10 protein-coding genes and 1 pseudogene are annotated in these 14,546 nt (G+C 56.0%); 4 read left to right on the forward strand and 7 right to left on the reverse strand.

All coding sequences use genetic code 11. The annotated features are described in order from the left end of the window. Positions 1-7: 7 nt before the first annotated feature. From ACCQ05_RS05430 to ACCQ05_RS05460, 7 genes and pseudogenes are all read right to left on the reverse strand, one after another. Complete coding sequence (locus tag ACCQ05_RS05430) at positions 8-511, reverse strand: hypothetical protein (protein ID WP_372393154.1); 504 nt, start codon at positions 509-511, stop codon at positions 8-10. Beyond that, positions 501-2,093: pseudogene (locus ACCQ05_RS05435) on the reverse strand (RHS repeat domain-containing protein); the annotation flags it as partial. The gene ACCQ05_RS05430 and the pseudogene ACCQ05_RS05435, both read right to left, overlap by 11 nt. Position 2,094: 1 nt before the next feature. Next, positions 2,095-2,418, reverse strand: coding sequence for a hypothetical protein (locus tag ACCQ05_RS05440; RefSeq protein ID WP_372393155.1), 324 nt, complete (start codon positions 2,416-2,418; stop codon positions 2,095-2,097). Beyond that, positions 2,415-6,971, reverse strand: a complete 4,557-nt coding sequence (locus ACCQ05_RS05445; protein ID WP_372393156.1) for a DUF4329 domain-containing protein — start codon at positions 6,969-6,971, stop codon at positions 2,415-2,417. The genes ACCQ05_RS05440 and ACCQ05_RS05445 overlap by 4 nt, the downstream gene beginning before the upstream one ends. Before the next feature lie 218 nt (positions 6,972-7,189). Continuing rightward, on the reverse strand, positions 7,190-7,831 hold the full coding sequence (gene coaE, locus ACCQ05_RS05450) for a dephospho-CoA kinase (RefSeq protein WP_228963906.1): 642 nt from the start codon (positions 7,829-7,831) through the stop codon (positions 7,190-7,192). 13 nt (positions 7,832-7,844) lie between these two features. Then, positions 7,845-8,708 (reverse strand): prepilin peptidase, encoded by an 864-nt coding sequence (locus tag ACCQ05_RS05455; RefSeq protein ID WP_338339698.1) that lies wholly within the window; start codon positions 8,706-8,708, stop codon positions 7,845-7,847. 6 nt (positions 8,709-8,714) lie between these two features. Beyond that, positions 8,715-9,971: a type II secretion system F family protein gene (locus ACCQ05_RS05460; RefSeq protein ID WP_372393157.1), complete on the reverse strand. Its 1,257-nt coding sequence runs from the start codon at positions 9,969-9,971 to the stop codon at positions 8,715-8,717. Between the two features lie 431 nt (positions 9,972-10,402). On the opposite strand from ACCQ05_RS05460, the gene ACCQ05_RS05465 reads away from it, so the two are divergent. From ACCQ05_RS05465 to pilB, 4 genes are all read left to right on the forward strand, one after another. Then, positions 10,403-10,864, forward strand: coding sequence for a pilin (locus ACCQ05_RS05465; protein ID WP_372393158.1), 462 nt, complete (start codon positions 10,403-10,405; stop codon positions 10,862-10,864). Between the two features lie 74 nt (positions 10,865-10,938). Next, positions 10,939-11,568, forward strand: a complete 630-nt coding sequence (locus ACCQ05_RS05470; RefSeq protein WP_372393159.1) for a methyltransferase family protein — start codon at positions 10,939-10,941, stop codon at positions 11,566-11,568. Between the two features lie 38 nt (positions 11,569-11,606). Then, a complete protein-coding gene (locus tag ACCQ05_RS05475) occupies positions 11,607-12,698 on the forward strand; it encodes a hypothetical protein (RefSeq protein ID WP_372393160.1) in 1,092 nt (363 codons plus the stop codon). A 53-nt stretch (positions 12,699-12,751) separates the two neighbouring features. Then, on the forward strand, positions 12,752-14,488 hold the full coding sequence (gene pilB / locus ACCQ05_RS05480) for a type IV-A pilus assembly ATPase PilB (protein ID WP_506191542.1): 1,737 nt from the start codon (positions 12,752-12,754) through the stop codon (positions 14,486-14,488). Positions 14,489-14,546: the final 58 nt, after the last annotated feature.

Raw genomic sequence — 14,546 nt, forward strand, 5'->3', positions numbered from 1 at the left:
ATTAACATCAAACGGTCGGATTTATTGCTACTGGACAAGAATGCGAGAAAAAGCCCTTTTTAGGAATCATGATTGTTCCAGAGAGGTCATTAAATTTTGTGTCGCCCAGCCATTTTGAGTCTTTTATTCGATAAAATATCAATACGTCTGCGGCTTCGTTCTCGCGATCAAAATTTACAAATATTTGGTTTAAATGTATTTCCCCATGAAGCTTTTGCTGTGGTGCAAGTGTGATTGTCCTCAGATAATCAGCAATTGGCGCCACTCTGACTAGTTTATCTGATTTTCCGTTGAAGACTTTGAATGCTTCGATATAAATTGATTTTGAGTTATTCCACGGCAATGCTACTTCAGGTATCGGTATTGGAGTGGAGGTAATATTTTTAATGGATAGCAATAAGGAGGTTGGCCTGTTACACGCCACGCTTAATTTCACTTCTATTTTTTGGGTTGCCAAAGCCGAAAATGAAGTTGCAGCAAGCAGTATAAAATAGAGCATTTTATTTGCCATATGTTTCGCCCTCGATGGCTGGTATGGAGCTGCGTGTAATTTGTCTGATTCTTCGAATCAAAGCGGCCTTGCACTTTTCATCGCGTTGGCCGTTCATAGATCTCAATTTGCTCATTAGGCAATTAAGCTCAACGGTGTGTGCTCTAAATTCAGAGACATCTAACTCGCTATAGTTACTGCCAGGATAAAGAGTACTTGGGAAAGTAACGCTCATTGGCGTAGTACCAATGCCCATCCATTGCAAGGGACCTCTCCGGCACAGGCCGGGATTGGAGCGATTGGCATCTGCAACGTGTGACATTTCATGCGCCATCAAGCAATCCGAAACGTCCTTGCATTCTTGAAATTCTTTTGGCCACAAATCATAGTTGAAATATGGCTTAATTAACCCATCGACACAATAAATTCTTCCTGCTGGCCTTTGATTTGCTGGTGGAATTGGAGTTAGAAATGCAGCAAGGCCACTTGGGTCAATAGCATTCAACGGAGTCTGTTGGGCATATCCATACACACTAATTCCTCCCTTTATCCCAATCGGATCAGTCTGCGTATATCGCCCCGTTGCCGCTTCGTAGCCGTCACGCAAATAATTTTGATTCAACCCACTCGCCGCATCAAACCGCTGCCCCGGGAACCGCATATCCAACACCAGCGCTGCACCATCGCCATCAGGATCCTGATTCGGTGCGGTATTGCCGAAGGCTTCGCCCTTCAAGCTCCAGGTCCATACCCCCACATCGCGGGTGGGGTCGATCACCACGCGCGGGCTGCCCAGGTGGTCGGGTTCGATGTAGTGCAGCGTGTTGGCGTTGGCCAGCAGGCCGACCGGCAGATCGTCCAGCCAGATCGCCTGCTGTTTGGGCGCGCCGCTGCTGTCGTAGTCGCCCAGCCAGTGGCCGGCTTCGTCGTAGAGCGTGTAAGTGTTGGTGGTGCCGAGGAATCGGCGCACCTGCTCGCCACGGCCGTTGTAGCGGTAGTTCATGGTCACCGCGCCGGCGCGGCGGGCCTGGCTCATGCGGCCGGTGGTGTCGTAGGTGTATTGGCGGGCGGTGCCGCCGACGGCGGTGGTGTTGCCGGCGGCATCGTAGGTACGCGCGACGCCGGCGACTGTGCTGAGGCGATGGCTGTCGGCCGGGTAGGTGTAACTCTGCGTTGCCGTGCCGACCTTGGCGCTGAGGCGGTTACCGGTGGCGTCGTAGCTGTAGCCGTCGATTAGCGTGCCGGTGCTGCCGTCCTTGAGGCCGGTCAGGCGGCCCAGGGCGTCGTAGCCCAAGCCGATCTCCGGCGTGGGATTGCCAGCGGGCGTCAGCGCGGTGAGATTGCCGACCGGGTCGAAGCCGAAGCCCACTTCCAGCCCGCCCGGGCGGGTGTCCTGGATCGCCTGCGGGCGATAGTCCAGATCGTACTGGCGGGCGAGGGTGCGGCCATTGCCGTAGGTCCAGCCGGCAGCCGGCCCGAACGGGTAGTAGCTGGCGTTGCCCAGCAGCGCCTGGCGGCTGCCGCCAGCCGGGGTGACGCCGACCTCGGTGGTCTGGCCTTGTGCGTTGCGCACGTACTCGACCACCGCGCCGTCCGGATAGGATTTATTCATACCCCTGAAAGCTTATAATTTCCGCATCTTTTTTGTTTAGCGTGTATTCTCCGCCGCCACCTATGATCCCTAGGCGCTTATCCACTAAAAAGACGATTATTATTTTTGAGGGTGTTTGGGCAATTCCGATCGAATAAGAGTCAAGGTCTCGCAGCAATGAGTAATCGCCGCTGCGTGGATACATTGCTATTATTCGAGTTTGAAAATCTTTGCTTGCTGCTTCAATCGCTTTAATGGTTTCTGCGCTATTAGGTCTCGCGCCAGAAGTGTCAACGAAGAATAACGATAAAAATAGAATTAAGGATTTGAATTTCATAGTTGCCATCCAAAAGCATTGTTGAGAAATTCTAAAAGCCTGTTGTTGTTGCTGTCGCATCCGCAGCCGGAGCTCGGGATTGCGTCAGGGAGATCACTGTAAGGCGAGCCTGAAGTGGAAAATCTCAATAATTTGCCCGAGGGTGTTCCTAAGTAGGCCGCATCCCCGTAGGGTATTCTTGTATCAGCCTTTGAGAACGCTTCTCCCACATAGCCCGGAGTTACATCTCCGTGTGTATGGTACGCGCCAGTTGCTCCATCTGGCCGCGGGCCAGGGTTCACTGAAGATGTCAGCCCGCGACGTGGCGTCGTGTAACTATAGTACCCGTTCGGTTTTTGATATACCCAGCCACCGTATTCCAAATCTTCTCTTATCGATACCGGTAGAATGTCTTTAAGTGCCTGAGCTGCTGCCAAATTTTCTGTTCTGTAACAATCACCCGGAAGCAGGCCAAATTTGTCCGACCAACGGAATGGACTTGAGAGGCTATAAACGTAAGTGCCGATCCCTCCGTGAAACCCAATAGGATCACTCTGCCCATATCGCCCGGTAGTAGGGTCATAGTCCCGGAAGTAGTTCTGATTCAATCCGCTGGCCGCATCAAACCGCTGCCCCGGGAACCGCATATCCAACACCAACGCCGCACCATCTCCATCAGGATCCTGACCCGGTGCGGTGTTGCCGAAGGCTTCGCCCTTCAAGCTCCACGTCCATATCGCCACATCGCGGGTCGGGTCGATCACCACGCGCGGGCTGCCCAGGTGATCGGGTTCGATGTAGTGCAGTTTGCTTGCGTTGGCCAACAGGCCCACCGGTAGATCATCCAGCCAGATCGCCTGTTGTTTGGGCGCGCCGTTGCTGTCGTAGTCGCCCAGCCAGTGGCCGGCTTCATCGTAGAGCGTGTAGGTGTTGGTGGTGCCGAGGAAGCGGCGCACCTGCTCGCCACGACCGTTGTAGCGATAGTTCATGGTCACCGCGCCGGCGCGGCGGGCCTGGCTCATGCGGCCGGTGGTGTCGTAGGTGTACTGGCGGGCGCTGCCGCCGATGGCGGTGGTGTTGCCGGTGGCATCGTATGTACGCGCGACGCCGGCCACTGCGCTGAGGCGATGGCTGTCGGTTGGGTAGGTGTAACTCTGCGTTGCCGCGCCGACCTTGGCGCTGAGGCGGTTGCCGGTGGCGTCGTAGCTGTATCCGTCGATCAGCGTGCCGGTGCTGCCGTCCTTGAGGCCGGTCAGGCGGCCCAGGGCGTCGTAGGCCAGGCCGATCTCCGGCGTGGGATTGCCGGCGGGCTTCAGTGCGGTGAGGTTGCCGGCCGGGTCGAAACCGAAGCCTATTTCCAGCCCGCCCGGGCGAGTGTCCTGGATCGCTTGCGGGCGATAGTCCAGATCGTGCTGGCGGGCGAGGGTGCGGCCATTGCCGTAGGTCCAGCCGGCGGCCGGACCGAACGGGTAATAGCTGGCGTTGCCCAGCAGCACCTGACGGCTACCGCCAGCCGGGGTCACGCCGACCTCGGTGGCCTGGCCCTGTGCGTTGCGCACGTAATCGACCACCGCGCCGTCGGGATAGGTCATGCGTCGCAGCTGGCCGCCGACGGTGTAGTCGTAGCGCAGCACCAATGCCTTACCGTTGCTGGTCTGCACCTTGCGCACCAGGTCGCCGAAGCGGTTGTAGCAGTACTGGGTGATGGCGCCACCGTCCTGCATGCGGGTCAGCCGGCCGATGGAGAAGGTCTCCCCGCTGGCACAGGCGGTTTGCGTCACGTCATAGGTATAGGTGACGTTGAGGCTGGAGGTGGGGTAGGTGACCTCGGTCAGGCGATTGAGCGCGTCGTAGCCGTAAGCAGTGGTATTGCTGCGCGCATCGGTCTGGGTGGCGCGGTTGCCGGCGCTGTCGTAGGTGTAGCTGGTGACGCCGGTGTCCGGGCTGGTGAGCTTCACCAGATCGCCGAAGCCGTTGTACTCGTACTTGGTGTCCAGGCCCTTGGGGTCGGTGACCTTGGTCAGGTTGTCGAGCGCGTCATAGTCGAAGGTGGTGTCGGCCTTGATACCGGCGACATCCTGCAGCGTGCGCGACAGGCGATTGAGCGGGTCGTACTCGCTCTGCGTGGCGGTTGCCAGCGCGTCGGTCACCTTGGTGGCGTTGCCGTTGGCGTCGTACTCGAAATCGGTGGGGTCGCTGGCCGCGGTAGCTTGGGTCTTGAGTTGGCCAAGCTGGTTATAGACACGCGAGAGCGTGCGCTTGAGCCTACCGGCCACGTCCTTGGTGTCTTCCTTGACGCGATTGCCGGCGTTGTCCAACGTGTAGTGGACGGTATTGCCCGCGTTATCGGTGATATCGGTCAGCCGATGCGCCGCATCGTAGGTGAAGGCAGTGAATCCGCCATCAGGCTGGGTGACCTGCTTAACCAGACCGGTGGGCCAATAATCGATGCGGGTGATGCGGTCATCGGCCTCGCTGGACGCATCGGTGCCCCGCACCTTGGTGCCGGTCAGCCAACCACGCGGGTGGTAGGTGTAGTCGGTGACGACGCCGTTGGCGTCCTTGATGGACAGCGGGCGGCCGGCGCCGTCGTAGGCGAGGTATTCGGTGACGCGGCCTAGGGTGTTGGTGACTTTCCACAAGTCGCCTTTGCGATGCGCACAGGTCGTAGGTGCTGCGGCGCAGCTCGCATCATCGCTGAGGTAGTAGCTGTAGCTCGTTCTGTCGGCAATATCGATGCGCGGGCCATCGCTGGAGAGCAGTACGCCCATCAGCGGACAGGTGCCGGTGGCGATATCGGCTTCTTCGCAATAACGTTGCGTGACGACCCGGGAGAGACTTCCAGCTGGGTCGAGTTGCGAGATGGTCAGTGCCTGGCCTCTGGCGTTGTAGGTCCAGGTTGTCCTGGCCACCAGCGCATTGGCGGCGTCATAGCTGCGGCGGTCTACAGGTTGACGCAAACTAGCGTGCCAGTCGGTTTGCACCGTGCGCTTGCGGCCGGCGGTATCGTTGGCTGCATCGATCTTGCTGGTCAGGAGGCCGCGATGGTTGTAGTTCCAGTCGGTGGAGACGCCGGCAAAATCGACCTCCAGATCGGGATAGCCATTGCCGTCATAGCTGCGGGACTGGAACGACGCACCTGTGCATTCCGGGCACAGCCCTTGGACAGCTGCCACCTTGGCCTGGCCGAGCTTGGACAGGCCAGTGCGCGTAATGGTGTTTCCTGTTGGCGTTGTGACGGTAGAAGCGGTACCTGCATAGGCAATCGTGAATTGGTCGATCGCGCCGGCCGGATTGCCATGCACGCTGCGGGTCACGCGTTTTTGCGCATCGTAACTCCATGACGCATAGACCTGGCCTTGTGCATCGCGATGTGTCGTCAGCGCATCCGGAAAGCGTGAATCGCCATATCCATAGCTGGCCACCATCGAGGAGGCCGATGCCCCTGCCGCCTGCAAGGCCACCGAACTCAAGCGTCCTTGGGTGTCATAGCCATAACCGAGGGTTGCACCATCGGGTAGCGTGACCTGGGCGATCCTGCCGGCTTGGTAGGTAAATACGATCTGCCGGCCGCGCAGGTCCCGCACCGACTGCAATTGCGCGCCGGTATAGGTCAGCGTCAGGCGCTCGCCATCCGGATAGGCCATGCCGGTCAGTTTGCCGTCGGGGCCAAAGGTTTCTTGCGTATCGTCTGCAGCGGTAACTTGCCAGCCGGTCCGCACGCCGTTGTCGAGGAGTTCGGTCAGTACTTCGCGCACGTCCCAGTCGGGTGTCCAGGTCCCGCTGGCAGACTTCTTGAAGGTGTAGAAATTGCCGTTGGGACGGGTCAGGAGCACGGTTTCTGCATCGGCCACCGTCAACGCACGTGCGTAGCTATGCCGCCATGTGGAACCGAGTGCGGTAACGGGTTGCAAGCCAGCGGCGCTACTGTAATAGCGTACGAACTCCAGATGTCCAATCGGGGCGCGGTAATCGACTGCGGTTTCGAGTTTTGCCCCGGTGAATACGTTAGCGGGGTTGCCGGCCGTGGTCGGCCCGGTGGTGGCATCGCAGCAGCCGTTGTTCTTGCCGGGATCGATCGGTGGAGGGGAGGAGCAGACTGCGCCGTTGGGCGTGGCGACTGGCTGGCTGCCGTTGGTGCCGACGCTGTACTCGCAGCCTTGCTGGCAGACCTTGCCGGTGCTGCCTGTTGCGGGGTTGATGGAGGGCCGAGCGGTGCAGGTGGAGGCGTAAAAGCTGCTGTCTAAATAGGAAACCCAAGTGTAGTTGTCAAATGCGCGATAGCATTCGACGACGGCTTCGTAGCGCTGATCAAATGTCCGGTCATTTACTTTTCCACTATGCGTGTTTATTGCCCCGAATCCACACACTGCTTCATCGCCTTCGCGCAATGCGTTCAGATATGCTTGCCCTTGGTCACATAGTCTGGTGCCCGCATTGCAAAGAACCGAGTCAACAGCGTAGGCCTTGTGGATTGGGATTGCATAACAAAGCATCGCAACGAGCCCAAGCAGAAGTCCAAACAAAGTGCCGCGAGGACTTTTTCCGGGCATCCAACGCTCAAGATTCTTCATCGCCTCAACTCTCCGTGTCGTGTGTTCTTTGTCAAGCCGCGGTAGCGGTGCATGTGTGGGCAAAGCATACCGAAAAAGAATTGCTCTCAATCGAGTATGCAGACCCTTTAATCCAGCCGTTGGTCGGAAGTGCTGCATGCCGTTCTTGCTCTTTGCCTGGCAGCCGGAATCTGATTCCGCTCGCTGGTATGGTAAGCGGGTTATAGCGTTTTAGCAGTTCAGGAATGCTGGAAGGTGGCTGCCGTGCCCCGCTTGGCCAACGCGCGTACGCGATAGTCCGCATCCAGCTTGGTGGACGCTTCCGCCAGGTGTTCTGCATGACCCTCGTTGCTCACGACATCATCGGCAATGGCCAAGCGCTGTTCGCGCGAGGCTTGTGCGGCAATCATTTGATCGGCCAATGCTGGTGTACTGCCGTCACGCTGAATCAGTCGCGCGTGCTGCACCGCAACCGGGACATCGACAGCCAGGATCCGGTCCAGCCAAGGATACGTCGCCCGCCCGCCGGCCTCGGCGAGCAGTGGGATCGCGACGATGGCGTAGAGGCTATCGGCCGCCAGTGCCGCACGTTGCAACTCGGCCCGAATTGCAGGATGGGTGATCGCTTCGAGCGCCCGCCGTTGCGTTGCGTCGGCGAAGACGATCTTGCGTAGCGCCTGGCGGTCCAATGTCCCATCCGGTAACAGGATCCCTTGGCCGAATCGCTCGGTGATGGCATCGAGAATGGGACCTGGCGCCACCACCTGCCGCGCAACGACATCGGCATCGATGACCGGCACACTCAGTTTCTCGAACTCGGCGGCGAGGGCGCTCTTGCCGGAAGCAATGCCGCCAGTGAGACCGACGATGAAGTCGCTCATCGTCTTGCCCCGGTCAACGCAGGCCTGCGAAGTGCAGGTAGCCGTCCACCAGATCGTTGCCCCAGAAGAACACCACCCAGCCGGCGATGGCGAGGTAGGGGCCGAACGGGATCGGGGTGGCGCGGTCGCGGCCCTTGGCGACCAGCCAGATCGAGCCGAGGATGGCGCCGACCAGCGATGAGATCAGGATGATGGGCAGGATGCCTTTCAGCCCGCACCAGGCGCCGAGCGCGGCCAGTAGCTTGAAGTCGCCGTGGCCCATGCCTTCCTTGCCGGTGAGCTGCTTGAACAGCCACCACACCGTCCATAGCGAGACATAGCCCACCGCCGCGCCGAGCAGGGCGGGCTTGGCCGGCATGTAGAGGTTGTCCATCGAGCCGACCAGCCCGAGCCACATCAGCGGCAAGGTTAACTGGTCCGGCAACAGCTTGTGGCGCAGATCGATGCCCGACATCGCCACCAGAAAGCAGCTCAGCACGATCGCGCCGAAACCCTGCCAACCGAAGCCGAACCGCCAGACGCTGGCCACGCACAGGAAGGCCGTGAGCAGCTCCACCAATGGGTACTGGATGGAAATCGGCTGGCCGCTGTAGCGCGACTTGCCGCGCAGCATCACCCAACTCAGAACCGGGATGTTCTCCCACCACTTGAGCTTGTCGCCTGTCACCGGGTCGTGCGAGGGCTCCACCACGATGCCTGGCGGTGGCGGCTCGTAGATGTCCGGCAGCTCCAGGATCTCGCGCGCATCGCGCCGCCACTGCCACTCCATGCGCTTGGGCAAGCGCAGGATCACCACGTTCAGGAAGCTGCCGATCAGCAGTCCCAGTCCGGCCGCGGCGGGAAAGCCGAGGCCGGGATGCTGGTCGAGGAATGCCATTACGTCTTATCCAACCACTGCGCCGAGTTTGAAGATCGGAAGATACATGCCGATGACCATGCCGCCGACGATGGTACCAATAAATACCATGATCATAGGTTCAAGCAAACTGCTCAATGCGTCTACCGCATTGTTTACTTCCTGCTCGAAGTACTCAGCAACCTTGAACAGCATTGCATCCAGTGCGCCAGCTTCTTCGCCGATTGCTGTCATCTGAATAACCATGTGCGGGAAGAGATTTACTTGCTTCATTGACATATTAACTGGGTAACCCACTGAAACATCATCACGCATTTTCAAAACGGCCTCTTCATAAACTTTGTTGCCTGTAGCCCCGGCTACAATGCCAAGGGCTTCCACAAGCGGAACGCCGGCTTTGAATGTTACCGCTGTAGTTCGCGCAAATCTTGCGATTGAACTGTTATGCATGATCTGACCAATGACAGGAAATTTTAAAATTAAACGATCCATGCCATGCTGCATTCTTGGGGAGCGTTTGTATGCGAAGATGAAGCCGGCTAGTGTGCCTGCTACCACTATCAGCAAAAGCCACCAATAGCTGACCATGAATCGAGAGGCGGCGACGATCATTTGTGTAAAAGCTGGGAGTTCTGCGCCAAATCCTTTGAACACGTCTTCAAATTGCGGCACCACAAATATCAATAGAATAGCGCTAACAATGATGGCTACCGCAACCACCATTGCTGGATAAAACAGCGCTTTCTTGATTTTCCCCTTTAGTGCTTCGATATTCTCTTTATAATTTGCTATTGTGTCTAAGACTGTTTCTAGAACACCTGCGCCTTCACCAGCTCTCACCAAGTTTCGATATAGTTCATCAAATTGAACGGGATGCCTGCTAATTGCCTCATGCAGGGAAGACCCGCCTTCAATATCGGAACGGATCTGTCCGACCATTTTTTTCATTCGGGGATTTTTATGCCCCTCGCCAATGATTTCAAGAGAGCCAACAATAGGGACGCCTGACTTCATCATCGTGGCCATTTGGCGGCTAAAGAACGCAATGTCTTTAGCGCTTATTTTCTTCCCTGCAGCTCCAAACAGCGGTTTGGGTTTTGGCTTGACAACATTAGGAGATATGCCCTGACGACGAAGTTCAGCCCTTAGCATATTCATGTTACGGGCTGTCTGCTCCCCCTTCATCTTGACGCCACGCTTATCCGTTCCTTCCCAAACGAATTGCTGCAACTGCGTGCTACGGTCAACTGGTTGTTTCTTAATGACGCTTCGTACCACGGACATGTTCAACTCCCCCATCGGCCATACCCAGGCCCTAACATATCACAATAACGTTTTTTCGCGCTGGTAGGCAAGCTAGGCCGTAGGTGCGCCTAATTTTGGCAATGTGAATCTTGAGAGTGCAGGGTTGGCGCAAGTAACAGTTGATCTCGCCAGTCGGCATAGAGTTCTACTCAGTTGAGTCTGGGGGGGGTAAATGGACGTATCCTGTACCTAAGTGACGCTGCACGGCATATTGGGGTAGGTGTCGCAGATGCGAAGATTAGTTCTTCTAACATCTTTGTGGTCTGACATCATGGAGCTAGGGAAGGTGTTGTTGGTGCAGCCACACTTGGCACGGAACCTGCTTTCCTTCGCTTGGAACACGCAACTGAACTGCTCACTTAACATTCAAACATCCAGAATTTAGAACTATTACCTCTAGGGGACTTATCATGAAAAAGCAGCAAGGTTTTACTCTGATCGAACTTATGATCGTCGTGGCGATCATTGCCATTCTGGCTGCGATTGCACTTCCGGCCTACCAAGATTACACAATACGCGCGCGCGTCACCGAACTAGCTGTCATCGCCGGTGCTGCAAAAAATACTGTCGCTGAGAATATCGCGAATAATGGAGGCACTCTTCCGGCAGATGCCTGCCAGGGAGTAGATACAACCATCCCTTCGACGTCGAAGAACACCGCTTCCATGACTTGCACTGCGGCTACTGGCGCTATTCAAGTTACAGGCAATTCGACAACGACCAAGGGCACCATCCTGACCTTCACCCCCACTGTTCCGACCGGCAACTCGGCAGTCGGCACCACTTGGGCTTGCGCTGGTAGCGGAAGCAATGCTAAGTACTATCCGGCCGAGTGTCGTGCTGTGGCTGCAGCTCCTGCCCCCGGCCCGTAATAGACCGTAAAAGTTTGAGTTTGATAAAACGGGGGCCACGCGCCCCCGTTTTACTTTTATTTGAGGGGTGGGGCGTGCGCTACGTCGGTACTTGGGGGATAAGGCTCTTCACCCTTTTAGCTTTATCAACGTTTTTTTATCGTGGTGCAAAAGAGTGGATGCACGCGCCTACGCTAACGCTAGCCCTGGTGCTTGTAGGTGAATTGATCACGTTTGCAATTTATCTAACCGCGCGTCAGGTATGGGATAAGAAGTCTTTTAAGCCTGTTGCTGTTGTCAGTACTATAGTTGCAACATTTTTCTTCTTTTTCGTAGTGCTTGGCTCGGGTTATGTGCTTGTCCCGGTCTGGATAAGCGCTTCTCTTCAGGTTGCTGGTATCATTTGGCAGATATATGCAAAGATCTCGTTGGGTAGATCTTTCGGGCTACTTCCGGCAAATCGAGGTATTGTTACCCGCGGGGCATACCGTGTCGTGAGGCACCCCATTTATTTAGGTTACGCGGTTGCCCACCTTGGGTTTTTGCTGGGTAGTTTTGAATGGAGAAATTTGGGTCTATTTTCTGCGCTTTGGTTCTTTCAAGCTCTTCGCATTTTGGAGGAGGAAAAATTTCTGTGTGACGATGAAAGTTATCTACTTTATATGGAAAAAACCAGGTATCGAATCATTCCAGGGATTATTTGGGTCTTAACAAGATGGTCGTAACCTCAGATGAGTTGAAGCAGTTGGGAAGGCATTCCGCCTTGAAAGGCCGATATCTATATGGCCCACTATTGGACCTCATTCTTCTAGGTGGAGGCTCTGCAGTTGTGTTATTGGGGATGTCTCTGTTCTGGCAGCCTAGCTGGGGCATGGAGAGGGTCGCCACTGCGATGTTGTTGATTGCAAATGTGATTAATCACCCGCATTTTGCGCACTCGTATCAAATTTTTTACCAGAATTTTGGAGGGCGTGCATTCGGGCGTCATTTTTCTACTGCGCTACGGCTGAGATATCTATTTGCCGGAGTTGTGGTGCCGCTGTGGTTAATTTTTTTCTTTGCATATTGCCTGTGGTTCCATGACCTTATCTTGCTTGGATACGCCGCCAATCTAATGTTTTTTTTGGTGGGGTGGCACTATGTTAAGCAAGGTTTCGGTATGTTGATGCTTGATGCTGCATTAAAACAAAATTATTTCAGTCAGAGAGAAAGAAAGTTTCTTTTGCTGAATGGATATCTTGTCTGGTTGATGTCTTGGGTTTTGTACAATAAGGTTTTTGCGAATCAGTCGTATTGGAACATTAAATATATAACTTTTGTTGTTCCTTCAGGTCTTTTTCAGGCTTTAGTTATTGCTACTATTGCAGGAGGTGTGGGACTTTTATTTCTTTTCTTGCGGAAATATGTATTGAATCGATCTGGAATGATCCCTTATAGCGGGTTGGTGGCTTATATGGTAAGCCTCTATCTATGGTTGCTTTTGACAAGCCCAGTGATGCTATTAATAATTCCCGCCTTTCACTCGTTGCAATATCTTGCGGTCGTGTGGCGATTTAAATTGAATGGAGAGCGTGATTTGCGGATGAGCGCAAAGCCTTATATTTTTAGCGGTAAGGGGCTTGGGGTGCGGTTGTCGTTCTTTGCATTATGTGGATTTATGCTTGGTTATATCGGATTTTGGGCGATCCCTGAGGCTTTAAGTGATCTTTTTCCGGTTCAGTCTGATGGTTATGGCGGGGCATTGTTCCTGTTCATTTTCTGGGTATTTATTAATATCCATCATTTCTTCTTAGACAACGTAATTTGGCGAAAGGATAACCCCGATACGAGGCGCTACTTGTTTGGCGTCGCCTGAGTGTATGGACTAATATTAAGAACAACGCCGGCCAGCCAAGGTTGAGAGAGCTTATGAATACATCGCCGAATTTCAATCTTGTGGGCATTACTGGCATAGCACGTCGCCTTGTGCAGGACGGTGTACTCGATGAGACCAATGCTCGTGCTGCAATGGAACAGGCCGCTATTGCCAAGACACCCTTGCCGCAGTGGTTTTCTGAGAAGAAATTGGTGACTGCGTCTCAGCTCGCCGCGGCCAACGCGGTCGAGTTCGGCATGCCTCTAATGGATGTATCCGTCTTCGACGCCAACCAGAGCGCGGTTAAGCTGGTCAGTGAAGAATTGCTTCAGAAGCATCAGGTACTGCCGCTGTTTAAGCGCGGCAACCGGTTGTTCGTGGGAGTGAGCAACCCGACCCAGACCAGGGCACTGGATGACATCAAGTTTCATACGAATCTGGTGGTCGAGCCGATCCTGGTCGATGAGGACCAGATCCGTCGCACCTTGGAACAATGGCACGCCAGTAACGCCTCGCTAGGCGCGTCGCTCGGTAACGACGACGAGGATGTGGGGGATCTGGATGTGTCGGCCGGGGACGAGGACATGGGCGCCGGCGGGGATTCCGGGGTCGATGCCAAGGGGGACGACACGCCGGTGGTGAAGTTCGTCAACAAGGTGCTGGTGGATGCGATCCGGCGGGGAGCCTCCGACATCCATTTCGAGCCCTATGAAGACGAATACCGGGTGCGCTTGCGCATCGACGGGTTGCTGAAGAATGTGGCCAAGGCGCCGGTGAAGCTGAATCAGCGCATCGCGGCGCGCCTGAAGGTGATGTCGCAGTTGGACATCGCCGAGAAGCGGGTGCCGCAGGACGGGCGTATCAAGCTCAACCTGTCCAAGACCAAGCAGATCGACTTTCGTGTCAGCACCTTGCCGACCCTGTTCGGCGAGAAGGTGGTGCTGCGTATCCTGGACGGCAGTGCGGCCAAGCTGGGCATCGACAAGCTGGGCTACGAGGCGGACCAGCAGAAGTTGTTCCTGGAGGCGATCCATAAGCCGTACGGGATGGTGCTGGTGACCGGTCCGACCGGTTCGGGCAAAACGGTGTCGTTGTACACGGCGCTGGGTATCCTCAACGACGAGACGCGCAATATCTCCACGGCCGAGGATCCGGTTGAAATCCGCTTGCCCGGCGTCAACCAGGTGCAGCAGAACAACAAGCGTGGCATGACCTTCGCGGCGGCCCTGCGTTCGTTCCTGCGCCAGGACCCGGACATCATCATGGTCGGCGAAATCCGCGACCTGGAGACGGCCGAGATTGCGATCAAGGCGGCACAGACCGGTCACATGGTGCTGTCGACGCTGCATACCAACGATGCGCCGCAGACCATCGCGCGTTTGATGAACATGGGCATTGCGCCGTACAACATCACTTCGTCGGTGACCCTGGTCATCGCGCAGCGTCTGGCGCGGCGGTTGTGCAACCACTGCAAGCGCAAGTCGACGCTGCCGGATAATGCGTTGCTGGCCGAGGGTTTTACGCCTGAGCAGATCGCTAGGGGGATCGAACTGTATGAGGCGGTCGGTTGCGATGAGTGCACCGAAGGCTACAAGGGGCGTACCGGTATCTATCAGGTAATGCCGATGACCGACGAAATTGGCGCGATCGTGCTTGAGGGCGGCAACGCAATGCAGATCGCCGAGGCGGCGCAGAAGATCGGCATCCGCGATTTGCGGCAGTCGGCGTTGATGAAGGCTGCGCATGGGGTGACCAGTCTGGCCGAGATCAATCGGGTGACCAAGGACTAGGCGCCCTCATCCGCCCTTCGGGCACCTTCTCCCGCAGGCGGGAGAAGGACGACGGCGG

Source organism: Xanthomonas sp. NCPPB 3582 (assembly GCF_041475735.2).
In the GTDB taxonomy this organism is placed as follows: domain Bacteria; phylum Pseudomonadota; class Gammaproteobacteria; order Xanthomonadales; family Xanthomonadaceae; genus Xanthomonas; species Xanthomonas codiaei.

Bases quoted from the DNA above. Each gene is read 5' to 3' on its own strand.
- ACCQ05_RS05430 (WP_372393154.1), bottom strand. From the start codon at position 511: ATGGCAAATAAAATGCTCTATTTTATACTGCTTGCTGCAACTTCATTT.
- ACCQ05_RS05440 (WP_372393155.1), bottom strand. From the start codon at position 2,418: ATGAAATTCAAATCCTTAATTCTATTTTTATCGTTATTCTTCGTTGAC.
- ACCQ05_RS05445 (WP_372393156.1), bottom strand. From the start codon at position 6,971: ATGAAGAATCTTGAGCGTTGGATGCCCGGAAAAAGTCCTCGCGGCACT.
- coaE (WP_228963906.1), bottom strand. From the start codon at position 7,831: ATGAGCGACTTCATCGTCGGTCTCACTGGCGGCATTGCTTCCGGCAAG.
- ACCQ05_RS05455 (WP_338339698.1), bottom strand. From the start codon at position 8,708: ATGGCATTCCTCGACCAGCATCCCGGCCTCGGCTTTCCCGCCGCGGCC.
- ACCQ05_RS05460 (WP_372393157.1), bottom strand. From the start codon at position 9,971: ATGTCCGTGGTACGAAGCGTCATTAAGAAACAACCAGTTGACCGTAGC.
- ACCQ05_RS05465 (WP_372393158.1), top strand. From the start codon at position 10,403: ATGAAAAAGCAGCAAGGTTTTACTCTGATCGAACTTATGATCGTCGTG.
- pilB (WP_506191542.1), top strand. From the start codon at position 12,752: ATGAATACATCGCCGAATTTCAATCTTGTGGGCATTACTGGCATAGCA.